Origin of the sequence: Micropruina sonneratiae (genome assembly GCF_025972045.1) — a bacterium.
In the GTDB taxonomy this organism is placed as follows: Bacteria; Actinomycetota; Actinomycetes; order Propionibacteriales; family Propionibacteriaceae; genus Micropruina; species Micropruina sonneratiae.
On the sequence record NZ_JAPDHX010000006.1, the window covers coordinates 82,150 to 104,644 of the forward strand.

The following is a 22,495-nucleotide window of genomic DNA, read 5'->3' on the forward strand; positions in this document are numbered from 1 at the left end:
CGACCACCACAGCCTGAGGAGGCACACCCCATGACCACCGCCGTTCCCGCCCTGACCGATCTGCAGGGCACCTACGTACTCGACGCCAGCCACAGCCAGCTGGGCTTCATCGCCCGGCACGCCATGGTGACCAAGGTCCGCGGCTCGTTCAACGATGTCGAGGGCTCCGCCACCATCGACGGCGCGAACCCGTCGGCCTCCACCCTCGAGGTCACCATCAAAACCGCCTCGGTCGACACCCGCAGCGAGGGTCGCGACGCGCACCTGAAGTCGGCCGACTTCTTCGATGCCGAGACCTACCCCGAGATCACCTTCAAGGGCACCGGCTTCGACATCGACGGCGACACCGTCGAGGTGACCGGCGACCTGACCATCAAGGACAAGACCCACCCGGTCACCATCCCCTTCGAGTACCAGGGCGCGGCCACCGACCCGTTCGGCAACGAGCGCATCGGCTTCGAGGGCTCCGTCGTGGTGAACCGCAAGGACTGGGACCTGAACTGGAACGCGGCCCTCGAGGCCGGCGGCGTCCTGGTCAGCGAGAAGATCACCCTCGAGTTCGAGGTGTCCGCCATCAAGCAGGCCTGACCTCACACAGGCTTCCCGAACGGGGGGCACGAGCCCGGCTTCGGCCGGGCTTTCGTGCGTTCGGACCGGACGCCTGGGCTTCCGCCCGGGCTGAACACTCCCTCGGCGCCGCTCGGCGTGCGAACATGAGCCCCATGGTCGTCCTGCTGCGGCTGCTGGCCGTCGTGTTGCTCACCCTGGCGGGCGGCGTCGTCACCCCGGCCACGGCATCCGGTTCGGGGGATCCGATCGCCGTGCGCGGGTCTACAAGGGGTCGGTGCCCGCCCGGGTGCTGGTGACGTCCGCGGCGAGCGAGGCCAGTTGCGGCGTCCGGCTCAGTGGCGAGGTGCTGGTGTTCGCGCGTGGTTCGTACGACGCCCTGACCACGACCCTGTGCTCGGCGCCGAATCCTATGGACCGCGCGAAGCTGGGCACGGGCCGGACGCCGGCCCCGCTGACGCCGAGCCCAGCGGTGACGGCGGTGCCGACGCCCGCCGACGTGACGCCTTGGTGGGGGACGCCGACGGCCTGGCTGGCCGGTACCGGCGTCCTGGCGCTGGTCGCGGTGGTGGTCTGGATGCGCCGCCGCTGACGTTGCGCGCGTCCGGACACGTTGCCGCCGTTAGAACGCGCGCAACCTGACCGACCCCGCGCAACGTCACGCACCTGGACGCCAGCCCTGCTGCTGCAGCATCGAGCGCACGAGGAGATCGAGCTTGTCCGGGTGCATCGCCTCGGCCCAGGACCAGCGGACGATCGCCCAGCCGTGACTGCGAAGATCGACCTCGCGGCGCTTCTCACGCATCACCACGTCGGCCGCCGTCTCGCCGTCGGCCAGCAGTTCCCCGTATTTCACCTTGCCGTCGAACTCGCCGAGCAGCTTCCAGCGGGGCCAGGCGAAGTCGGCCCGGTAGCGAGCGCCTCCGATCTCCAGGTCGTACTGCAACACCGGCACCGGCAGGCCGAGTTGCCACAGGGTCAGCCGGCTCACCGATTCACCGGGCGATTCACTGCGGGCGTCCGCGAAGCCGACGATCATTCGGGCCTGCGCGACACCGCGCCGGCGGTGCGCCGCCTCGAGTTGTGCCGACAACTCGCACGGGGGGACGCCGCGGCGCAGGGCGACGTCCGCCGCCGCCAGGGCGAGGCGCGCGTCGCAGCTGCGGGCCAGGTCGACGACGGTGCGCGGCATGGTCGTCCGGTGCAGCTCGTCGACCAGTTCGACATCGCCTTCCGGCAGGGGCGTCCGGTACTGGTGGATCTGCGCCCCCACCCGGCCTCCGCCTCGTCCCGGGGAGGTGTAGGTGACGCGGTCCAGCAAGCGGCGTTCGACCGGCAGGCCGTGCAGCACGGCGGCGGAGACGTGGCTGAACACGGCGCCCTCGCCCAGTACCGGCACGGTGGCGCGGATCAGGGTGCGATGCCGGGTAAAGCCCTCCACGGCGTCGGTGTCGAAGGCACCCCGTCTGAGACGGAACAGTTCGGCGTCCCTGACCATGCGGCGCACCTGGCTCGACCCGACGCCGCGGGCTCGTAGGTCTGAGGTTCGCATCAGCGGCATGGCGGAGACTTCAGCACAGCCGCCGGGTCGGTGGACGTTATCCACAGGACCTACAACGAAGCGGTTTCGATGTTGCGCGCCGCCGGACACGTTGCCGCTGCTGCAACGCGCGCAATGTGCCCGACCGCGCGCAACGTCGGGCCTGGGAGGCTCGGCCGTCCACAGGCCTCAGGCCAGGGACGCCTCCAGCGCGTCCAGCGCCCCCTCGAGCTCTTCGCGGGTGATCACCAGCGGCGGGGCGAGCCGGATCGTCCGTTCGTGGGTGTCCTTGGCGATGACCCGGCGGTCGAGCAGCCGGTAGCAGATCGTCCGGGCGGTCGCGAGCGCGGGGTCGATGTCGACCCCCGCCCAGAGCCCCTTGCCCCGCACGGCGGTGACGCCGTTGCCGACCAGGCCCGTCAACCGCTCGTGCAGCACGGCACCCAGTTCGGCGGAGCGGCGCTGCAGCTCGCCGGTGCGCAGCAGTTCGACGGCCGCCAGCCCCACCGCGCAGGCGAGCGGGTTGGCGCCGAACGTCGACCCGTGCTGGCCGGGCTGCAGCAGCCCAAGCACCGCCCGGTCGCCGACCACCGCCGACACCGGCAGGATGCCGCCGCCGAGCGCCTTGCCCAACAGGTACAGGTCGGGGACCACCCCGCTGTGTTCGCAGGCGAAGGTGGTGCCGGTGCGGCCCAGTCCCGACTGGATCTCGTCGGCGATGAGCAGCACGCCATGCTCACTGCACAGTTCACGCACCCCCGGCAGAAACTCCGCCGGCGGCACCACAACACCAGCCTCGCCCTGAATCGGTTCGACCAGCACCGCCACGGTGTCAGGGTCGATCGCCTCGGCCACGGCGGCCAGGTCACCGAACGGCACGCTGCGGAAGCCGGGGGTGAACGGCCCGTAGCCGCGCCGCGCGGTCTCGTCGTTGCTGAACGAAATCACCGTGGTGGTGCGGCCGTGGAAGTTGCCGTCCATCACGACGATGTTCGCCCGGTCCTCGGCGACGCCCTTGGTCTCGTAGCCCCACTTGCGGGACAGTTTGATGGCGGTCTCGACGGCCTCCACCCCGGTGTTCATCGGCAGGGCCATCTCCTTGCCGCACAGCTCGGCCAGTGCCTGCACGAAGGGCCCGTAGCCGGCCGAGTACACCGCGCGCGACGTGATCGTCACCCGATGCAACTGCTCGACGGCGGCCCTGGTCAGGGCCGGATGGCAGTGGCCGAAGTTGACTGCGGAATATGCCGACAGGAGGTCGAGGTAGCGGTTGCCGTCCAGGTCGGTCAGCCACGCCCCCTCGCCGCCGGCGATGACGACCGGCAGCGGCTGGTAGTTGTGCGCCCCCCACGTCTCGGCCTGCTCGATCGCGCACTGCTGCGCTGGGCTGGTCACCCTGCGATCCACCATGGAAAACCTCCGCTCAATCACCGCGACAGCGCGAGTTCTTGCGGAACTGGACTGGTTCGACGCAAGAAAGCCAGAATCGTACCAGGACGCCGTGGCGAAGCCCCTAACGGCGTCCGATCCCCAGGGCTCGGCCGATCCGTACCCGGCTGCCGTAGCTTATGGACCCCGTCCTGAACAGCCGGACGCCGAGCACCAGGAACGCCCAGCCGAACGCCCCCAGCACCACCAGCGCGATGCCCGCCTCCCACCACGACAACCCGCCGGTGGCGTTGCGCAGCAGCGCCGAGACCGGGGCGGTGAGCGGGAAGAAGGTGAACACCTGCGACACCACGCCGTGCGGGTCCGACACCAGCAGGGACGCCGCGTACAGCGGCACGAACATCGACATCACCACCACGCCGAAGGCGTTGCCAGCCTCCTTCGCCGACGGCATCACCGCCCCGATCGCCACCAGCAACCCGGTGAACATGAGGAAGCTGAGCAGGAACAGCGCGAAGCCGACGAGCATGGTCGCCGGATCGATCGGGATCAGTCCCAGCACCGCGGCCGCCCCCGCCTCGTCGGATGCCGACGGCAGCCCGAGCGACCCGCTGAACAGCCCGAACACGATGCCGGCCGGCAGCCCCACCGCCACTCCCTGGACGATGCCGATCAGCGCCAAGGCGATGACCTTGCCGACGATCAGCGTGGTCGGGTTCATGGTGGTGAGGATCATCTCGGTGACCCGGTTCTCCTTCTCTTCCAGGGTGACGTTCAGCATCTGGTTGCCCAGCATCAGCACGGCCAGGTAGAACAGCACCAGGAACAGCCCCGGCGCGATCACCCCGGCCAGGCCGGGCGTGGGGCGTCCGTCGGCGTAGGTGACCAGGCTGATGTCGGCCCCGTTGACGGCCAGCTTGGCCACCACCGGGTCGCCGATCCGTTTCTCGACCGAGGCGCTCAGCACCGCCTGCGCGACCGCGCTGTAGCGGCCGGAGTCGAACAGGCCGAGATCCGTTCCGCGCACCTCGACGCTCTGGCTGAGCGGGTCCTTGGGGAAGTCGATGTGGCACTGCGAGGTGCCGTCGACGACGGCCTGGCGGGCGGCCGCGGCGTCGGTCACCTCGGTGCCGCCGGCGGCCTTCGCGATCGCCGGGTCGACCAGGCCGGACGCGTCGGTGTAGGTGAACGTCACCGGCTCGGAACCCTGATTCTCCGCCCGCTCGGCGGTGGTCTGCCCGCTCAGCGCGATCAGCCCGACGACGACCGCGATCAGCACCGGCACCGACAGCGAGATCAGCCAGAACCGCGGCTTGAACACGGTGCGGCGGAACTCGAAGCCGATGACGGTGCCGAGATTGTGCCGGTTCATGCCGCGGCCTCCTGTTCGCCGTACACCTTGAGGAAGATCTCGTCGAGCGACATCCGTGCCGTGCTGAACCCGCGCAGCCGGACGCCGGCGTCCAGCAGTTCGCGCACCACCAGGTTCGGCTCCACCCCGTCGGGCAGCTCGAGTTCGGCGTAGTTGCGTTCGCCGACGGCCACCCGGAAGTTCGCCGACGCGGGCAGGACGCCCGAGAAGGTGACCCGCATCCGGCGTCCGCCGAAGGCGTCCTGCACCTCCGCGACGGTGCCGTAGGCCTCGGCGCGGCCGTCCTTCAGCAACAGGATCCGGTCGCACAACCTCTCGACCTCGTCCATCTGGTGGGTGACCATCACCACCGTCGCGCCCTGCGAGCGCTGTTCGTCGACGAGGTCCATCAGCAGCCGGCGGTTGACCGGGTCGAAGCCCTTGGTCGGCTCGTCGAGGATGAGGATGTCGGGGCTGTTCATGATCGTCACGCCGAGCTGAACCTTCTGCTGCTGGCCTCCGGACAGCTTGTCCAGCCTGGTCCGGGCGTGCCCGGCCAGCCCGACCCGCTCCAGGTAGGCACGCGACCAGCCGTCGGCCTGCTCGCGGCTGAGCCCCTTGAGCCGGCCGAAGTACGTCATCACGTCGAGCACGGACTCCTTGCGGTACAGGCCGCGCTCCTCGGGCAGGTAGCCGAGCCGGGAGCCCTGGGCCGGGTCGAAGCGGCGTCCCTCGACCAGCAGCTGTCCGGCGGTCGGGGTGTAGATGCCGAGCAGCGCGCGGATCGTGGTGGTCTTGCCAGAGCCGTTCGAGCCGAGCAGGCCGAAGGTTTCGCCGGGCCGGACGGCGAAGCTCAGGTCGTCGATCACCACCTGGTCGCCGAACGCCATCCGGAAGCCGCGGACCTCGATGGCGGGGATGGGTTGCGCGTCCATGGCCCCACTGAACCACATCCGCCGCCCCCGCCCGGTGCCCCGATGCGGCTACGCTGCCGACATGGACGTCGAACTGCCCATCGTCGTCGGCAACGACGGATCGGACTTCGCGCTGCTCGCGCTGGACCGGGCGCTGTGGCTCGGTCGGCAGCTCAAGACCGAGGTGCGGGTGATCAGGGCCTGGTCGATCAGCACGGCGCCCCGGCCCTCGACCTGGTCTCCCGGCTACGTTCCGCCGGCCGACGACTTCGAGGTCGCGGTGCGCGAACGGCTGCAGCGTGACGTGGCGGCGACCCTCGCCGACTACTCCGACGTCAGCGTGACGCTGGAGACCCCGCACGGTCCGGCCGGCCGGGAACTGTTGAAGGCCGCCGAACAGGCGAGGGTGCTGGTGGTCGGCACCCGCGGCGCCGGTGGTTTCAAGGGGCTGCTGATGGGGTCGGTGTCGAACCAGGTGGTCGAGCACGCCGCCTGCGACGTGCTGGTCGTGCGTCGCGGGATCAACGAGATGTCCCCCGACCGGCGGCTGAAGCTGGATCGCTTCCTCGACCAGTGACTCCCGCGGCCCCTGAACCGGCGCACCGGATGTCGCTGGCCGATGTGCTGGACGTCGAGGGCGACCGGCTCGTCTTCGCCGACGCGGCCCGGGGCGAGGCGCTGATCGACCGGTGCCGGGATGCCGGCTACACGGTGGTGGCGGTCGACACCACCGGGGTGCTCGACTTCCGCGAGGCGCAGCGCCGGATAGCGGTAGGCCTGCGGCTGCCCGAGACTGCCGGGCGCAACCTGGACGCCCTGGCCGACAGCCTGCACGACCTGGCGCGGTACTGGCCGGACTCGCCCCGGCTGGCGTTGGTGTGGTGCCATCCCGAACAGATCATCGAGGCCGACACGCCGGGGTGGTTCCGGCTCACCGACGTGCTCGTCGAGGCGTCCGAACGGTTGTGGCGCGGCGGCGCCGACCCCGCCGACCGGCTGTTCGAGACGCTGCTGCTGACCGACGGGCTGGACGCGTGAAGGGGCTGACGCCGCGGGGCCGCACCCTGGTCACGGTCGGTGCGGTGCTGGTGCTGCTGTTCGCGCTCACCCAGCTGCTGCAGAACAGGCAGGCCGACACCACCGTCCGGCCACAGGCGACCGCGTCCGCCACCGCATCCGCTCGGATGACGACGACAGCGAGCGCCTCGACCACCACCACGTCGGGGCTGCCGTCGTGCACCGGCAGCCCACCCGAGGTGGCCGACGCCGTGGCGGCCGTTCGTGCCAACGGCCCCTACCTGCGCCCCCGCGACGACGGCGGCGTCTTCGGCAACCGGGAACGGCTGCTGCCGCAGCGGCGCAGCGGGTACTACCGCGAATACACGGTCGAGGCGCCGGGGGAGCGGTTCCCCGGCCCCCGGCGCCTCATCACCGGCGGGCAGTCCAGGCTGGGCGCCGAGCCCGAGGTCTGGTACTACACCGCCGACCACTACGAGTCGTTCTGCGAACTGGTGGGCCTCTAGCTCAGCAGCCCCTTGGCCGTCAGCCAGTCCTTGGCGATCTGCGCCGACGACTGCTGCTTGTCGACGCTGAGCGCGTTCAGCGCCACCAGCTCCTCGGTGCTGAGCGCGGCGCTCACCTTGTCGATCACGGCCGCGGCCGCGTCGTCCACCTTGGTCGAGACGATCGGCACCACGTTCTGCGGCAGGATCAGGCTCTGCGGGTCGGTGAGCGTGGTCAGGTCGTTGGCGACGATCGACGGGTCGGCCGAGTAGATGTCGGCGGTGTCGCACTTGCCGTCCTTGAGGGCCTTGACCGTCAGCGGGCCGCCCGAATCTTCCACCGGGATCACCTCGACGTCCAGCCCGTAGGTCGACTTCAACCCGGGCGGTCCGTAGGGCCGCTTCTCCAGTTCCGAGTTGGCGCACACCTTGACCGTGCGGTTCAGCTTCGCCAGGTCGGCGATGCTGGTCAGGCCGTTGGTGGTGGCGAACTCGTTGGTGACGTTGTAGGAGTCCTGGTCGGTGGCCGCCGCCGCGGTCAGCGGACGCAGCGTGTCACCGAGCGCGGCGGGCAGCGCGGCGATCACCTCCTCGCCGGTCTTGGCCGTGGAGTCCTTGTCCAGGTACTGCAGCAGGTTGCCCGCGTACTCGGGGAAGACGTCGATCGTGCCGGCCTGCAGCTCGGGCAGGTACACCTCACGCTGGCCGATCTGGTACTGCCGGTCGATGGTGAAGCCCTTGGCCTCGAGCGCCTGCGCGTACAACTCGGCGATGATCTCGTTGGAGTAGTACTGCTGCGAGCCGACGACCAGCGTCCCGCCGCCGGCGGCCGAGGTCGAACCGGACGGCTGGGCGGAGGCCGACCCCAGCGGGTTGGACGACGAGCAGGCGCTGAGCGCCAGCACTCCCGCCGCGAGGGCGGCGGCGATGCGGATCTTCATGGGTTTCCTTCTCGTATTCGGATGGGTCAGGCGGTGTGCAGCCGCCGGGCGGCCGCGCGTTCGGAGATCTCGAACACTCCTTCCATGAGCAGCGCGATCGCCACCACCAGCAGGGCGGAGGCGAGCATCTGAGGATAATCCTGCGTCTTCAGTCCAAGGAACAGGAAGCGGCCCAGCCCACCGGCGCCGACGTAGGCGGCCAGGGTGGCGGTGGCGATCACCTGCAGCGTCGCCGACCGGACGCCGCCGAGCAGCAGCGGCAGCCCCAGCGGGATCTCCACCCTGGTCAGCACCTCCCACTCGGACATGCCCATCGCGCGGGCGGCGTCCACGGTGCGGCGATCGATGGCTTCGATGCCGGCGTAGGCGCCGGCCAGCACCGACGGCACGGCCAGCAGCACCAGGGCCACCATCGGCGCGACCAGGCCGATACCGAGAACCAGGCCGACCAGGGTGACCACACCGAGGGTCGGCAGGGCGCGGGCCGCGCCCGACGAGACGACCACCAGCCCCCGGCCGCGGCGGGTGTGGCCGACCAGGTAGCCCAGGGGGATGGCGATCACGCAGGCCAGCACGACGGCGAGCAGGGTGTACCACAGGTGTTCCCAGCAGCGCGCCCACACCCCCGAGGGCCCGGACGCGTTGGCCGGGTCGAGGATCCAGGCGATGGCCTCGCTGAAGTAGTTCATCGGCCCGCCGCCTTCGCCCACGGCATCAGCAGCCGGCCGAGCAGCACCAGCAGGCCGTCGACCGCGACCGCCAGCAGCACGGTGGCGATGATGCCGGTCAGCACCTCGGCGAGGATGCCGCGCTGGAAGCCGTCCACGAACAGCAACCCGAGGTTGTCGACGCCGAGCAGCGACGACACCGTCACCAGGCTGATCGTGCTGACCGCCACCACCCGCAGCCCGGCCAGCAACACCGGCCCGGCGAGCGGCAGCTCCACCTGCCAGAACCGGCTGAAGGTCGAGTAGCCCAGAGCGGTCGAGGACAGCCGCACGGGACGTCCGACCGAGTCCAGCGCGTCCGCGGCGGAGCGCACCATCAGCGCCAGGCCGTACAGGGTGAGCGCGACGATCACGTTCAGCGCGTCGCGGACGCCGAATCCGAAGATGGTCGGCAGCACCACGAACAGCGGTAGCGACGGGATTGCGTACAGCAGGCCCGCGGCGGTGAGCAGCGTGGCCCGGGACCAGCGTCGGGTGGCGGCGAACCAGCCCAGCGGAAGTGCCAGCACGAACGACAGCGCGATCGCCGGCAGCGCCAGCAGCAGGTGGGACACGGTCCGGGAGCCGATCAACTCCAGGTTCGCCAGCACCCAGCCCATCTCACGCCTCCGGGCCGGGGCCGTCGGCGAGCCGCCCGGCGGGTCTGCCCAGGGCGTCCACCACCAGGGTGCCGCCGGCGGTCTCGCGCAGGTGCAGGTCGAGGGCGCCGCGGCCCAGTCCCAGGAAGTCGGCGACGAACGAGTCGGCGGGTTCGGACACCACCTGCTGCGGCGTCCCGGCCTGCGCGATCCGGGCACCCTTGGCCAGGATGACGATCTGGTCGCCGAGCGCCAACGCCTCGGCGATGTCGTGGGTGACAAACACGATGGTCTTGTGCAGTTCGCGCTGGATGCGCAGCAACTCGGCCTGCAGGTCGGCCCGCACCAGCGGGTCGACCGCGCCGAACGGCTCGTCCATCAGCAGGATGTTCGGGTCGGCGGCCAGCCCGCGCGCCACCCCGACCCGCTGCTGCTGGCCGCCGGAGAGCTGATCGGGGTACCGGTTTGCCATCGAGCTCTCCAGGCCGACCAGCTCCATCAGCTCGTGGGCGCGGGCGTGCGCCTGCGCCTTCGGCGTCCCGGTCAGCAGCGGCACGGTGGCGATGTTGTCGATCACCTTGCGGTGCGGCAGCAGGCCCGCGTTCTGCATCACGTAGCCGATCCGGCGGCGCAATGGCACCGGCGGCACGTCGGCCACGTTTTCGTCGTCGATCCAGACCCGGCCACTGGTCGGGTCGACCATCCTGTTCACCATCCGCAGCAGGGTGGTCTTGCCGCAGCCCGAGCTGCCGACCAGGACGGTCGTCTGGCCGGTGGGCGCCTCCAACGTGAACGACCGGACGGCTTCTGTGCCGTCCGGGTAGGACTTGCTCACGTCGTCGAAACGGATCATGTCGCCCACTCAACCCCAATCGGACGGGGTTGTCTCCCCCCCAAGGAATACCCGGCGGTCGTGCGCGTGCCGTCAGTCGCGGGCGTAGGTGGTGACGAAGTTGCGCAGCAGGCGGTACGGATGCTCGACGCCGGAGGCCCGGGCCATCCCGATCAGGATGTCGAAGTCGTCGGGGTGGAAGTAGCCGGCGTTGCGGTAGATCGACATGCGCTGCTCCAGCGCGTCGACGTCGAGCTCGGGGTGGAACTGGGTCACGTAGACGTTGTCGCCGTGCCGGTACATCTGCACCGGGCAGGCCTCGCCGGTGCCCAGCAGGGTCACCCCGGGCGGGGCGCTGTTGCAGGCCTCCTTGTGCCCGACGAACGCCTGGAACTTCTCGGGCAGGCCCTGCAGCACCGGGTCGGACGCCGCCGCCTCGGTCAGCGTCACCTCGATGGCGCCCAGCCCCTCGCCGTAGGTCCGGTCGACGGTGCCGCCCAGGTGCACGGTGACGGTGCCGATGCCGTAGCACATGCCCAGGAACGGGAAGTCGGCGTCGACGATCTCGTCGACGACGGCGCGGATGTCGGATTCGACCCGCAGCTGCAGGTCGGACTTGACCGCGTCGGAGATGTTGAACGGGCTGCCGCCCAGCAGCACCCCGGAGTAGTCGTCGAGCCGCAGCCCGGTCAGCGGGCCGGACTCGACCCGGATGTGGACCAGTTCGTCGGGCGCCAGCCCGGCGTGCTGCCGGACCGACTCGTATTCGTCCCTGGCCGCCTTGTCATGATCGCGGGTGGCCAGCAGGACGAACGGTTTCACGGCCGCAAGGGTAGCCCGTCGGGGCGATCGGCCCCGGTCGAGTCCACCAGCTGCCGCAGCGCCTGGGCCGGGCCGCCGGCCGCCCGCTGCCGCACGTAGCTGGGGCCGTGCCGCAGCAATTGGTCGATGAACGCCAGCTCGGTGCCGCAGCCCAGTTCGGCCGCGATCGGCTCCAGCCGGTTCAGCCAGTCCTCGATGCCCTCGCGCATCGGCCGGACCTTCTGGCCGACCCGCGGGGTGATCACGTCGGTGTCCAGGCCGTAGCGGGCCGCGCGCCAGCGGTTCTCCTTCATGAACCACACCGGCAGCTTGGCGATCGCGCGCCCGTCGTCCAGCTCGCGCGACATGTACTCGGCGAGGCACTGGGTGAGCGCGGTCAGCGCGGCCAGCTCGGCGAAGGTGGGCACGGAATCGAGCACCCGGTTCTCGACGGTGCCGAAGGTGGAGGGCCGCACGTCCCAGCGGATCTCGTTGGGGGCGGAGATCATCCGCGCCTCTTCCAGCTCGGAGGCGTAGTGCTCGAACTCGTCCCAGGTCTCCATCGGGTACGGCAGCCCGTTGGTGGGCAGCTGCTGGAAGATCAGCGTGCGTTGCGAGGCGTACCCGGTGTCCTCGCCCTCCCAGTACGGCGACGAGCCCGACAGCGCGATGAAGTAGGGGGTGAAGCGGGCCAGCCCGTAGGTGATCGGCAGTGCCTTGTCGCGGTGGTCGACCCCGACGTGGATGTGGGTACCGAAGACGGCCATCTGCCGCCCCCAGTAGGCGTTGCGTTCCTTCACCACGTTGTAGCGCCAGAAGTCGAACGGCTGGGAGTCGGCGGCGCGGTCGATGGGGTGGGAGCCCGCTCCCAGCAGCCTGGTGTCGTCGCCGAGGATCTCCCGCACCCGGTGCAGGCTGCCGCGCAGGTCGTCCATCGCGGCATCGACACGGTGATGGACGCCGGTGACCAGCTCGATCATGTCTGTCAGGTATTCGCGCCGGATCGCGCCTGACTTCGGGTCGTCGACGGCGTCGAGGACCTGTTGGGCGCGAGGCGCCAGGCTGAGCGTGGTGGCGTCCACGAGCGCGAGTTCCCACTCCACGCCGATAGTGGATTTTCCGCCCGGCACGAAGTCGAACCGCACGGCCGCAGTCTAGTGGGGCGCCGTGCTCAGGCGTCGACCCACCCGTACACCTTCTTGGTCGAGACGATCCGTTCGGTCACCTTGTTCTTCACGTCACCGCCGATCACCCGCAGCCTGTCGTCGGGCAACACCTCGATGACGATGTCGACGTGGGTCGAGGTGGTGGAGTTCTGCGGGCTCTTCCCGTACAGCACCAGGTCGCCCGGGCCGACCCCCTCGACGCCGTCGTGCGCCCGGTCGTGCATCGCGCCCCAGTTGTACAGGTCGCCCGAGAACGAGAACCTGGGCACGGTGTTGCCCGCCTTGTTCCACGCCCAGGTCGCGAACAGCGACGACCACGGCATGCAGCCGCCGTAAGGCGTGCAGTTCTTCTTCTTGCCCTTCTTCTCGGTGACGCCCTTCTGGCTGCGGGCCGCCTTGATGATGGCTGGCTCGACGTTGGGCGGACGGCTCGGCGTGGCCGACGGTTTCACCGTCGCCGTCTGGCACACCGACAAGGTGGTGGAGTCTCCGCCGGCGACGTAGACCGATGCCACGTAGCCGGTCTTCTTCTTGAAGGTCACCTTGTTCCACACGTTCGACGCGCGGGTGCCGTTGCTCACCGTGGTGCCGATCGTGCGGCACTGCAGGGTGATCTTCGTCTTGTGCGGAATGCGGGCCAGCCGGTCGCTCTCGATGGTGGGCTGCTTGCGCAGCGACAGCGGCGTCGACTTGTTGGTGCGCACCGTGCCCTGCACCGTCGGCGGCTTGGTTGGCGAGGCCTTCGTGGGCGTCGGGCTCGGGGTCGGCGGGCCGGCCGCCGATCCCGTGCAACCGGCCAGCAGGAGGCAGGGAAGCGCCAGGCCCGCAGCCAGCCGCTCCATCCGCCTCGTCATGCGCCAGACGGTAACACGGGGCGGTGACCGATCTCAGACCGCAGGCTGGCCCAACGACTCCCCGAAGCCGGCGTAGGGGGGCACGGTGGCCGAGCCGGTGTCCTCCAGCACGAGGGTGGGGGCCGTGGACGGCGTCCGGCTGTAGACCACGACCCCGGCGTCCGGGACGCTGCCGACATCCTCGCCCGGGACGCCGACAACCAGCCCGTCACGCATCGCCTCACCGTCGTTCAGGTCGCCCGACAGCACCGCGACCGACGAGCCGAAATGGTCGGCCGCCTCGACCACCCCGCCGACGCCGCCGGCGCCCTGGCGGAGCAGGCGGGCGGCGCCGCCGCTGCGGTTGGCGCGGAACAGGGTGACCGTGCCGGCGCCCAGCACCGAACCGACCGCCTCGCCCGGTGCGCCCACGATCGCGGTCAACTGGTCGACGGTGTTGATGCCCAGGGCGACCGCCGAGCCGAAGGCGTCCCCGGTCTCGTTGCTGCTGGGAATGCCCGCGGTGTCCTGGTGTACCGCCCGCAGCGAGCGGAAGGTCCGCTTGGACGGGTCGAAGTTAAGGATGTGCACCTGACCGGTCCAGCGCGCCGAGCCGATGGTCTCGTTGGGGGCGCCGATCAGCACGTAGTGGTCGCGGTAGGCGACCGCCGAACCGAAACCGTCACCGGACTCGGCGGTGCCGGGGACGCCGGCGGAGTTCTGTGTGACGGCCACGCCGCGGTAGCCGGTCGGGGCGGCCGCGGTGGCGGACAGCAACGTCACCATCCCGGCCTGCCGGCGGCTGCCGACCGTCTCGTCCGGGGTGCCGATCACGATCGTCCGGTCCTGGCCGGCCAGCGCCGTGCCGAACCGGTCACCGTTCTCGGAGGTGTTGGGCACGCCGGGCGAGTTCTGGGTGAGCACAGTGCGCGGGGCTGCCTGGGTGCCGGACGCCGTGAGCGGGATCACCGCGACCTGCCCGGCCTCCCACTTGGTTCCGTCGTCGGCGGTGGGCGCCGAGACGACCAGTTGGGGGGCCGGCGTCGCGGCGTCCGGGGTGAGCAGCACCACCTGGGCGCCGAAGCTGCCGTGGGCGGCGGTGCCGTTGAAGATGTTGACCAGGGTGACCTCGTTGCCGGTGCCGCTGCGCAGCAGGTAGGCCGCGCCGCGGCTGCCGGCGCGGCCGGGCGCCCCGACCGCGAGTTCGGCGCAGCCGTTGCCGTCCAGGTCGCCCAGCGCCACAGAGGCGCCGAACCGATCGCCCGGCATCGACGTGGAGACGATCTGGCTGGCCGGGACGAAGCGCCGCTCGCCGTCACTGAACAGGATGTCGATCGCCCCGCGTTCGTCGTCGTAGCCGGGGACGCCGACCACGACGTCCGCCTTTCCGTCGGAGTTCAGGTCGCCGGCCACGCCGTTGCCGGGGTCGCAGGACGCCGCGGCCGTGGCCGCCGGCCCGGACAGTGCAAGGCCCGAACCGGTCAGGCCCAGGGCGACGAGGGTGGTGAGCAGACGGCGGGTGCGGGACATGCGGGCCTCCTGAGCATTCGGGTCAACGCACAGGTGCATCGCCGCGGTCCCGCTGATACGCCTCGTGGACGTGCCGCGCCGCGTCAGCTGGAGAAGAACAGCGAGCCCAGACCGCCGCGACGGTAGTGCTTGTTGCCGCGATGACCCCACTCGGGTCCGTAGCCGTAGCCGGGGCCCGGCTGCGGGGCGGCGACGAAGCGGCTCTCGAGCTGGGTGATGTTCTCCAGCTCGCCGAAATCGAGGAACACGCCTCGACAGTTCAGGCACTGTTCGATGTGCACGCTGTTGCGGTCGACGGTGCGCATGCCGCCGCCGCACTTGGGACAGGTGTAGCCGGCGGGGGAGGCGCCGGTGGGGGCGTAGGGCTCGTAGCGGGGCAGCGGGTCTTTGGTGGACATGGTTTCAGGGTGCCATCCGACGACAAGCCGCGAGGAGTGGATCGGCCGTGGATCGGCTGTGATCGTGGCCGGTCTGGCTGACGGTTCGGACTGCGGCGACGAAGACGGCCGCCCGCGCCGGCAGGTCGAGGGCCGGCCACGGGTCTGTCGCCGGCGGCACGGCCGGACCGCCGGCTTCGCGATAGCCGTCCAGGAAGGCTGCCCAGTCGTCATCGGGGAGCAGTCCCGCCGCCCAGAAGCCGGCCGGTCGGGCCAGGTCCCAGGCAGGGTCGCCGAGACCGGCGTCGTCGACGTCGAGCAGTCGCCAGCCATCGGTCCAATGACCGAGCTGACCCAAGTGCCAGTCGCCGTGCACCAGCAGGGCCGGCTCGACGCGTGCGGACGCCTCGGCGGCCAGGGCGGCGCCCAGGTCGCGGAGCTCAGCCGGAGCCCGCTCGGCGGCGCGGGTCAGCCGGGACGCCCAGCCGTGCCGGGGAAGGCCCTCGGGCGGTGGGGTGACGTGCAGGGCGGCGAGCAACGCCCCGGCGTCCGACCAGGGCGGGTCGAGCCGGTCGGAACTCAGTACCGGCACCCGCGGCCAGCGCGACATGAGCCGTCCGTCGGGTGCGCTGCCGGGCACGGCGTCCACTGGCGGCACGAACGCGGCGCAGTCGGCGGCCAACGCGAGGCGCCGGGTCAGGGCCTCACGATCGGTGCGCGGATGGTGCCGCTTGGTCACGGTGTGCCGGTCGAACCGCAGCATCGAACCGGACGCGGTACGCACCCAGGCAGCAGACGAGTCGGCCGACATGGTCTGCATTCTGGCGCGTCCGGGCAGTGCCGCGGAACGCAAGATCGTGGAAGGATCGGGGCATGGACACCAGCCCGATCGTGCACGAGCTCAGCGTGCGCTGCACCCCCGAACACGCCTTCGAGGTCTTCACCTCCGGGATCGGCGAGTGGTGGGATCCCGCCTACACCGGCAACGCCGACACCTTCACCACGGTCACCATCGATCCGCGGATGCGTGGCCAGATCACCGAACGGCACTCCGACGGCGCCGAGCACGACTGGGGCGAGGTGATCGCCTGGGATCCGCCGGCCAAGGTCGCATTCAGCTTCACCCTCGCCCAGGACCGGACCGTGCCGTCGGTGGTCAGGGTCACGTTCGTGCCCTCCGACGCGGGCACCCAGGTGACCTTCGAGCACGACGGCTGGAACGAACTGAACGCCGACGCGCGGGGTAAGTTCACCGAATGGCCCCATCTGCTGAAGCGTTTCGTGACGGCCGCCGAGGCCTGAGAGGGGAACATCGTGATCACCACCGTCTGCAACGTGCACGTCACCGACGACGGCATCGAGGCGTTCAAGGCCGCCTCGCTGGCCAACGCCGAGGCGAGCCGGCAGGAACCCGGCATCACCCGCTTCGATCTGCTGCAACAGGTGGACGACCCGACCCGGTTCATCCTCTACGAGGAGTACGTGGACGTGGCCGCCACCGAGGCGCACAAGACGACCGAGCACTATCTGACCTGGCGCCAGACCGTCGCCGACCTGATGGCGACGCCGCGGCAGACCTACCAGTTCGGCGACAAGCTCTGAGCGTGCCCGGCGCTCAGTAGCGCCGCCCCGAGCCGAGCGGACGCTGCGGGCGTCCGTCGTCGGTGGGGGCGAGACCCCCCTGACAGGTGGGGCAGTAGAACATCGTCCGTTCCCTGGTGGGCGGCCCGATCAGCGCGACCCGGACACCCTCGCCACAGCGTCGGCACGGCAGCCCCGAGCGGGCGTGCACCCAGTGCGTCTCGCCACGCCGGGTGCTGCCGGTGGTGGACTGGACGACGGAGCGCCGGCCCGCCCGCAGCAGCCGGCCGGCTCGTTCGACGAGGGTGGCGAGCTGGCCACCGGTCAGTTCGGCGACCGGCGTCCACGGGTTGAGGTGCTGCAGGAACAGCGCCTCCGAGGCGTACAGGGTGCCCAGCCCGGCGAGGTTGCGCTGGTCGAGCAGCGCGGCGCCGATCGTCGTGCCCGCGGCGGCCAGGTTGGCGCTGGCGAGGTCGGCGTCCCAGTCGGGGCCGAGCAGGTCGGGCCCCAGGTGCCCGACCAGGGTGTCCTCCAGGGGCGTCGTCACCACGTCGAGCATGCCCAGCCGCTGGCCCAGCGCCGTCCACTGCCGGGTGCTGAGCACGGCCCGGGTCTGGCTGTTGGGACGCGCGGCGGCGGCATCCTCGACCCGCCACTGGCCCTCCATCCGCAGGTGGGAGTGGATCGTCCAACCTGAGTCGAGGCGGTGCAGCAGGTGCTTGCCCCGCGCGACCACCTCGATGGTCGTCGCGCCGGTGAAGTCGATGGTCGCCAGGTCGGGCCAGCGCAGGTCGGTGCGGGTCAGTTCTTGGCCGGCGAAGACCTGGTCGAGGCGCTGAGCGGTGCGCCAGACGGTGTCACCCTCGGGCATGGCGGGATCTCACCTGCGCAGCCGCAGGCCCTGCGGGGTGAGCCGGAACCCTGCCCCCGCCAGGGCCTCGGCCAGCGCGTTGTCGGAGCCGAGAGCACTTTCGCCGTCGATCTTCGCCACCGTCAACCGGCCCAGCACCCCGGCGTGGACGGCCCTGGCCAGCGCCGCCGCGGCCGCGGCGAGCACCTCGGGCTCGGCGCTGTAGGAGAGCACGGTGCGGCCGCCACGTTCGACGTAGAGGGTGAGGGCGCCGTCGGACAGCACCACCAGCGCCCCCGCCTTGCGGCCGGGCTGATGCCGGCCGGGCTGGTCGCGGGCGGGCCAGGGCAGGGCGGCGCCGTACGGGTTCGCCGGGTCGGACGCCGCCAGCACCACGGCGTCCGCGATCGGTTTCGCCTCGCGGACCAGGTCGACGGCGTGCCGGTCGCCGAACTGGGAGGCGCCCAGCCCCTCGACGAAGTAGCCGCGGCGCACCTGCCCGGCGTCCTCGAAGGCGCTGAACACCCGGTACGCCGAGGCGAACCCGCCGGCCACCTCTTCGGCGGCGACGCTGCCGCGGGTGACGATGCCGTACCGGTCGAGCAGCACCTCGGCGCGGGCGGCGGCAAGCACCGTCGGGTCGGCCTCGACGATCGGCAGCAGCGACCAGCGTCCGGCCGTCTCGGGCGGTCCGGCGGGGCGGGGCAGCGGCCCGCGGGGCATCGGACGACGCCCGAAGCGCCCCCGGGCGGGGGCGGGCCGGGCCTTCAGGCTGGCCCGGCCGCCACCGAGCAGCGCGCGCAGCGGGGCCAGGGTGTCGTTGGTGACGTGGCCGGCCCACACCAGCGACCACAGCGTCTCGGACAGTTCGCCGTCACCGACCCCGAGCCGGCTGGCCAGCGCCCGGAACAGGTAGCTGCCGCCGCCGTCGAGGGCCTCCAGGACGCGTTGGCCGAGTTCGCCGGGCACCTCGCCGGGCCGTTGCAGGGTGAGCGGGGCCAACTCGGCCGGGTGCAGGGTGACCCAGCCGTCGGTGCCCGCCAGCGCCCCGGCGCCCTGCCAGACCACCTCGCCGGTGGCGAGCAGTTCGTCGAGCATGGCGGGGGCGTAGCCGGCCACCCTCACGGGCAGCACCAACGACTCCAGCGAGCTGGCCGGAACGGCGTACCCGGCCAGTTGCTGAACCGCCGACAGCAACCCGGCGGTGCCCGGCAGCGGCGCCGGCAGCCCTTGCCAGTGCTGCAGGAAGCGGGCGAACTGCCTGGCCGGAACGGGTTCGACGGCATCGCGGAGGGCGGCAAGCGAACGGCGCCGCAACACCCGCAGCACGCCGGGGTCGCAATAGGCGATGGCACCGCCGCCGTTGGGTCTGAGATCGCCCTCGACCAGCCGCCCCTCGCCGACCAGCCGACGCAGCACGCCGTGCACGACCGCGTGGCCGAGCCCGAGCCAGGCCGCCAGTTCGCCGGCCAGGAACGGGGCGTGGTGGCGGGCGTAGCGCAGCACCAGGTCGCCGAGCGGGTCGGGCACCGGGGCGCGGTGCACCTCGGGGACCCCGACCGGGACCGTGACGCCGAGGGCGTCGATCAGCCGGCCGGCGTCCTCGACCGCCGCCCAGCGGGTGCCGCCGCCGATGCGCACCTCGATCACCCGGCGCTGTTCGGTGAGCTCGACCAGCCACCGCGCGGTGGCCTGGGCGTCGTCGCTGCGGGCCTGCAGGGCGGGCAGGTCGAGCGGACCCAGCACCCGGATGATGTCGGCGAGGTCTTCGGCGTCGCGCGCCCGCCGTCCGTCGGCGAGATGCTGCAGCTCGTTCTCGGTGCGGGTCAGGGATTCGGGGTCGAGCAGGTCGGCCAGCGCCAGGCCCTCGGAGCTGCCCAGAAGTTCGGACAGCAGTGTCGGGTCGAGGGTGAGCGCTGCGGCGCGCTTCTCGGCCAGCGGCGAGTCGCCCTCGTAGAGGAACTGCGCGACATAGCCGAACAGCAGCGAGCCGGCGAACGGCGACGGCCGCGACGTGGTCACCTCGACGGTGCGCACCTGGCGGGAGGCCACGGCGCGCATCAGGTCGACCAGGGCCGGCACGTCGAACACGTCCTGCACGCATTCGCGGACGGCCTCGAGCACGATCGGGAAGCTCGGGTACTCCGAGGCCACCTGCAGCAGCTGGGACGCCCGCTGCCGCTGCTGCCACAGGGCCTGCCGCCGGTCGGGCCGCCGTTTGGGCAGCAGCAGGGCGCGGCCCGCGCACTCGCGGAACCGGCTGGCGAACAGCGCCGAGCCGCCGATCTGGTCGGTGACCAGCCCGGCCACCTCGTCGGGGTCGATGACGATCGCCTCGAGCAGGTCGGGCAGGGGCTGGTGCTCGGCGTCGTCGGCCCAACCGACCTCGGGCAGCCGCAGCACGATGCCGTCGTCGCCGTGCATCGCCTGCACGTCGACGCCGTGGCTCTCGCGCAGCCGGGCGGCGATGGCCAGCGCCCACGGCGCGTGCACCGGCGCCCCGAAGGGCGAATGGACGACGACCCGCCAGTCGCCCAACTCGTCGCGGAACCGTTCGACGACGATCGTGGTGTCGCTGGGCAGCTGCGGGATCGCCTCGCGCTGCTCGGTCAGGTAGTCGACGAGGTTGTCGGCGGCCCAGTCGTCCAGGCCGGCGCGTCGGGCCCGGTCGCGGGCGGCGTCCGGGCTGAGCGCGCCGAGCTCGCGGACGAACGCCCCGAGCGCCCGGCCCAGTTCTGCCGGGCGGCCCAGCGTGTCGCCCTTCCAGAACGGCAGCCGGCCCGGCTGGCCGGGGGCGGGGCTGACCTGAACCTGGTCGTGGGTGATGTCCTCGATCCGCCAGGTGGAGGTGCCGAGGGTGATCACGTCGCCGACCCGGGACTCGTAGACCATCTCTTCATCGAGTTCGCCGACCCGCCGGCCGGCGCCGTCGCCGGTGATGAACACGCCGAACATGCCGCGATCGGGAATGGTGCCGCCCGAGGTGACCGCGAGCCGCTGGGCGCCGCGGCGTCCGGTGAGCAGATCGGTGGTGCGGTCCCACACCAGCCGGGGCCGCAATTCGGCGAACGCGTCGGAGGGGTACCGCCCGGCCAGCATGTCGAGCACCGATTCCAGGACGCCGCGGGTCAGGCCGGTGAACGGCGCGGCCCGGCGAACCAACTGCTCGAGGTCGCCCACCGTGATGTCGTCCAGGGCGCAGATGGCGACGATCTGCTGGGCGAGCACGTCGAGCGGGTTGCTCGGCACCCGTAGCGACTCGATGGCGCCGGCGCGCATCCGCTCGGTGATCACCGCCGTCTGCACCAGGTCGCCGCGGAACTTGGGGAACAGCACCCCGCGCGAGGTTGCGCCGACCTGGTGCCCGGCGCGCCCCACCCGTTGCAGCCCGGACGCCACCGACGGCGGTGCCTCGACCTGGACGACCAGGTCGACCGCACCCATGTCGATGCCGAGTTCGAGCGACGAGGTGGCGACCACGGCCGGCAGCCGGCCGGCCTTCAGGTCCTCTTCGGTGGCGGCGCGCTGTTCTTTGCTGACCGAGCCGTGGTGGGCGCGGGCGATCAGCGCCGGCGCGCCGGCGGACTGCCCCGACTGGGCCATCACCTGGGCGGGGGTGGACTGCTGGGCGGACGCCGGTTCGGCCGCCGAATCCTGCCGCTCGGCCCAGATCTCGTTCAGCCGGGCGGTGAGCCGCTCGGCCAGCCGGCGCGAGTTGGCGAACACCAGGGTGGAGCGGTGCGCGGCGACGAGGTCGACGATGCGCTCTTCGACGTGCGGCCAGATCGAGGTGCGCCGCGGGTCGCTGGCGGCCGGGCCGGACAGGTCGTCGGTCGTCTCGCCGAGTGCGCCCAGGTCGGGCACCGGGACGACGACCGACAGGTCCCAGCGTTTCTCGCTGGGCGGGTTCACTATCTCGACCGGACGCCCGCCCGCCAGGAACCGGCCCACCTCTTCGATGGGCCGCACCGTGGCGGACAGCCCGATGCGTTGCGCGGGCCGTGGCAGCAGGGCGTCGAGCCGCTCGAGCGACAGCGCCAGGTGGGCGCCGCGCTTGCCGCCGGCCAGGGCGTGGATCTCGTCGACGATGACGGTCTCGATGCCCGCCAGGGTTTCGCGCGCGGCCGAGGTGAGCAGCAGGAACAGCGACTCGGGGGTGGTGATCAGAATGTCCGACGGCTCGCGGGCGAAGCTGCGCCGCTGGTCGGCCGGGGTGTCGCCGGAGCGGACGGCGACGGTGATGCCGGGCGGTTCGAGCCCCAGCCGGGCGGCCTCGTGGCCGATGCCGACGAGCGGTGAGCGCAGGTTGCGTTCGACGTCGACGGCCAGCGCCTTCAGCGGTGACACGTACAGGACGCGGCAGCGCTTCAGCTTCTTGGGCGGCGGTTCGGTGGCGAGCCGATCGAGCGCCCACAGGAACGCCGACAGTGTCTTGCCCGAACCGGTGGGTGCGACCACCAGCGTGTGCCGGCCCGAACTGATGGCCTGCCAGGCCCCCGCCTGGGCGGCCGTCGGCGCGGAGAAGCTGCCCCGGAACCACGCCCTGGTTGCCGGGGAGAAGCGTTCGAGCACGTCATCGGTCATGTCGCGCACAACAATGCCACGCGGCACCGACAGGAATCGGTGCCGGGTGCCGCGGCCTACGCTGACTTGGCTGTACTCCCACCCCGAGCCGGACGCCGGCGCAGCCGCCCTGGCCGCGACCCCGACACCGCCGCGCTGCGCGAACGGCTCGCCCCGCACGTGTTCGGCAACCTGGTGATTCGCCCGGTGACGCTGGAACTGCTGCGCGACCCGCCCGACGAGCCCGGCCGGACCGTGTGCCTGCGCCGCTACTCGATCGTCGGTGACTGGCGGCGGTTCCTGGCGATCTGGCGCCGCAACGTCGCCGTCCGGGAGCGGCACGGCTTCCGCTGCCTGTTCGCCGTTGCCGACGAACCCAAGGATCTATTCACCTGGGCGTTCGACTTCGTCGGCAGCTGGGCCGACCTCGCCGCGATCCAGCGGCCGTACTA

The 22,495-nt window shown here is 71.5% G+C and carries 24 protein-coding genes; 8 read left to right on the top strand and 16 right to left on the bottom strand.

Annotated features, from left to right (window positions below; genetic code table 11):
* Positions 1–30: 30 nt before the first annotated feature.
* From OIE40_RS15045 to OIE40_RS15055, 3 genes are all read left to right on the top strand, one after another.
* On the top strand, positions 31–588 hold the full coding sequence (locus tag OIE40_RS15045) for a YceI family protein (RefSeq protein ID WP_264703575.1): 558 nt from the start codon (positions 31–33) through the stop codon (positions 586–588).
* 125 nt (positions 589–713) lie between these two features.
* On the top strand, positions 714–866 hold the full coding sequence (locus tag OIE40_RS15050) for a hypothetical protein (RefSeq protein ID WP_264703577.1): 153 nt from the start codon (positions 714–716) through the stop codon (positions 864–866).
* Positions 845–1,159, top strand: a complete 315-nt coding sequence (locus OIE40_RS15055) for a hypothetical protein (RefSeq protein WP_264703579.1) — start codon at positions 845–847, stop codon at positions 1,157–1,159. Before OIE40_RS15050 ends, OIE40_RS15055 begins: the two co-directional genes overlap by 22 nt.
* 66 nt (positions 1,160–1,225) lie before the next feature.
* On the opposite strand, the gene OIE40_RS15060 is transcribed toward OIE40_RS15055, so the two are convergent.
* The 4 genes from OIE40_RS15060 to OIE40_RS15075 form a co-directional block, all read right to left on the bottom strand.
* The gene (locus OIE40_RS15060; RefSeq protein WP_264703582.1) at positions 1,226–2,119 is read right to left on the bottom strand and encodes a hypothetical protein; all 894 of its coding nucleotides are present in this window, start codon (positions 2,117–2,119) and stop codon (positions 1,226–1,228) included.
* Between the two features lie 177 nt (positions 2,120–2,296).
* Complete coding sequence (gene rocD / locus OIE40_RS15065) at positions 2,297–3,517, bottom strand: ornithine--oxo-acid transaminase (RefSeq protein WP_413774503.1); 1,221 nt, start codon at positions 3,515–3,517, stop codon at positions 2,297–2,299.
* Positions 3,518–3,620: 103 nt separating this feature from the next.
* The gene (locus tag OIE40_RS15070) at positions 3,621–4,868 is read right to left on the bottom strand and encodes an ABC transporter permease (RefSeq protein ID WP_264703585.1); all 1,248 of its coding nucleotides are present in this window, start codon (positions 4,866–4,868) and stop codon (positions 3,621–3,623) included.
* Positions 4,865–5,782, bottom strand: coding sequence for an ABC transporter ATP-binding protein (locus OIE40_RS15075; RefSeq protein ID WP_264703587.1), 918 nt, complete (start codon positions 5,780–5,782; stop codon positions 4,865–4,867). The genes OIE40_RS15070 and OIE40_RS15075 overlap by 4 nt, the downstream gene beginning before the upstream one ends.
* Positions 5,783–5,843: 61 nt before the next feature.
* Between OIE40_RS15075 and OIE40_RS15080 the strand changes: the two genes are divergently transcribed.
* Genes OIE40_RS15080 through OIE40_RS15090 form a run of 3 tightly spaced genes read left to right on the top strand, consistent with a single transcriptional unit; the run spans position 5,844 to position 7,284 of the window.
* A complete protein-coding gene (locus OIE40_RS15080) occupies positions 5,844–6,338 on the top strand; it encodes a universal stress protein (RefSeq protein ID WP_264703589.1) in 495 nt (164 codons plus the stop codon).
* Entirely contained in the window at positions 6,335–6,799 is a 465-nt protein-coding gene (locus OIE40_RS15085; protein ID WP_264703591.1) for a barstar family protein, read from the top strand. The genes OIE40_RS15080 and OIE40_RS15085 overlap by 4 nt, the downstream gene beginning before the upstream one ends.
* Positions 6,796–7,284, top strand: a complete 489-nt coding sequence (locus OIE40_RS15090; RefSeq protein ID WP_264703593.1) for a guanyl-specific ribonuclease — start codon at positions 6,796–6,798, stop codon at positions 7,282–7,284. Before OIE40_RS15085 ends, OIE40_RS15090 begins: the two co-directional genes overlap by 4 nt.
* Here the strand turns inward: OIE40_RS15090 and OIE40_RS15095 are convergent.
* The 10 genes from OIE40_RS15095 to OIE40_RS15140 all read right to left on the bottom strand — a co-directional run bounded on the left by OIE40_RS15095 (position 7,281) and on the right by OIE40_RS15140 (position 15,860).
* On the bottom strand, positions 7,281–8,204 hold the full coding sequence (locus tag OIE40_RS15095) for an ABC transporter substrate-binding protein (protein WP_264703595.1): 924 nt from the start codon (positions 8,202–8,204) through the stop codon (positions 7,281–7,283). The genes OIE40_RS15090 and OIE40_RS15095 overlap by 4 nt on opposite strands.
* Positions 8,205–8,230: 26 nt before the next feature.
* Positions 8,231–8,893: an ABC transporter permease gene (locus OIE40_RS15100; protein WP_264703597.1), complete on the bottom strand. Its 663-nt coding sequence runs from the start codon at positions 8,891–8,893 to the stop codon at positions 8,231–8,233.
* The gene (locus OIE40_RS15105) at positions 8,890–9,531 is read right to left on the bottom strand and encodes an ABC transporter permease (RefSeq protein ID WP_264703598.1); all 642 of its coding nucleotides are present in this window, start codon (positions 9,529–9,531) and stop codon (positions 8,890–8,892) included. The genes OIE40_RS15100 and OIE40_RS15105 overlap by 4 nt, the downstream gene beginning before the upstream one ends.
* A 1-nt stretch (position 9,532) precedes the next feature.
* Positions 9,533–10,363 carry an ABC transporter ATP-binding protein gene (locus OIE40_RS15110; protein ID WP_264703599.1) on the bottom strand — a complete coding sequence of 277 codons (831 nt, stop codon included), beginning with the start codon at positions 10,361–10,363 and terminating at the stop codon, positions 9,533–9,535.
* Between the two features lie 72 nt (positions 10,364–10,435).
* Positions 10,436–11,164: a glutamine amidotransferase gene (locus tag OIE40_RS15115; RefSeq protein WP_264703601.1), complete on the bottom strand. Its 729-nt coding sequence runs from the start codon at positions 11,162–11,164 to the stop codon at positions 10,436–10,438.
* On the bottom strand, positions 11,161–12,288 hold the full coding sequence (locus tag OIE40_RS15120; protein WP_264703603.1) for a carboxylate-amine ligase: 1,128 nt from the start codon (positions 12,286–12,288) through the stop codon (positions 11,161–11,163). The genes OIE40_RS15115 and OIE40_RS15120 overlap by 4 nt, the downstream gene beginning before the upstream one ends.
* A 26-nt stretch (positions 12,289–12,314) precedes the next feature.
* Positions 12,315–13,163 carry a hypothetical protein gene (locus tag OIE40_RS15125; RefSeq protein WP_264703605.1) on the bottom strand — a complete coding sequence of 283 codons (849 nt, stop codon included), beginning with the start codon at positions 13,161–13,163 and terminating at the stop codon, positions 12,315–12,317.
* 33 nt (positions 13,164–13,196) lie between these two features.
* Positions 13,197–14,672 (bottom strand): FG-GAP repeat domain-containing protein, encoded by a 1,476-nt coding sequence (locus OIE40_RS15130; RefSeq protein ID WP_264703607.1) that lies wholly within the window; start codon positions 14,670–14,672, stop codon positions 13,197–13,199.
* Between the two features lie 83 nt (positions 14,673–14,755).
* Positions 14,756–15,070 carry a TFIIB-type zinc ribbon-containing protein gene (locus tag OIE40_RS15135; RefSeq protein ID WP_264703609.1) on the bottom strand — a complete coding sequence of 105 codons (315 nt, stop codon included), beginning with the start codon at positions 15,068–15,070 and terminating at the stop codon, positions 14,756–14,758.
* 4 nt (positions 15,071–15,074) lie between these two features.
* Complete coding sequence (locus OIE40_RS15140; protein ID WP_264703611.1) at positions 15,075–15,860, bottom strand: phosphotransferase family protein; 786 nt, start codon at positions 15,858–15,860, stop codon at positions 15,075–15,077.
* 62 nt (positions 15,861–15,922) lie between these two features.
* Between OIE40_RS15140 and OIE40_RS15145 the strand changes: the two genes are divergently transcribed.
* Both OIE40_RS15145 and OIE40_RS15150 read left to right on the top strand, forming a co-directional pair.
* Entirely contained in the window at positions 15,923–16,351 is a 429-nt protein-coding gene (locus OIE40_RS15145; protein WP_264703613.1) for an SRPBCC domain-containing protein, read from the top strand.
* A gap of 12 nt (positions 16,352–16,363) precedes the next feature.
* Positions 16,364–16,651: a putative quinol monooxygenase gene (locus OIE40_RS15150; RefSeq protein WP_264703615.1), complete on the top strand. Its 288-nt coding sequence runs from the start codon at positions 16,364–16,366 to the stop codon at positions 16,649–16,651.
* Positions 16,652–16,664: 13 nt separating this feature from the next.
* Here OIE40_RS15150 and OIE40_RS15155 read toward each other — a convergent pair whose 3' ends face one another.
* Entirely contained in the window at positions 16,665–17,501 is an 837-nt protein-coding gene (locus tag OIE40_RS15155) for an Fpg/Nei family DNA glycosylase (protein ID WP_264703617.1), read from the bottom strand.
* Positions 17,502–17,510: 9 nt separating this feature from the next.
* Positions 17,511–22,064 carry an ATP-dependent helicase gene (locus OIE40_RS15160; RefSeq protein ID WP_264703688.1) on the bottom strand — a complete coding sequence of 1,518 codons (4,554 nt, stop codon included), beginning with the start codon at positions 22,062–22,064 and terminating at the stop codon, positions 17,511–17,513.
* Between the last annotated feature and the right edge of the window lie 431 nt (positions 22,065–22,495).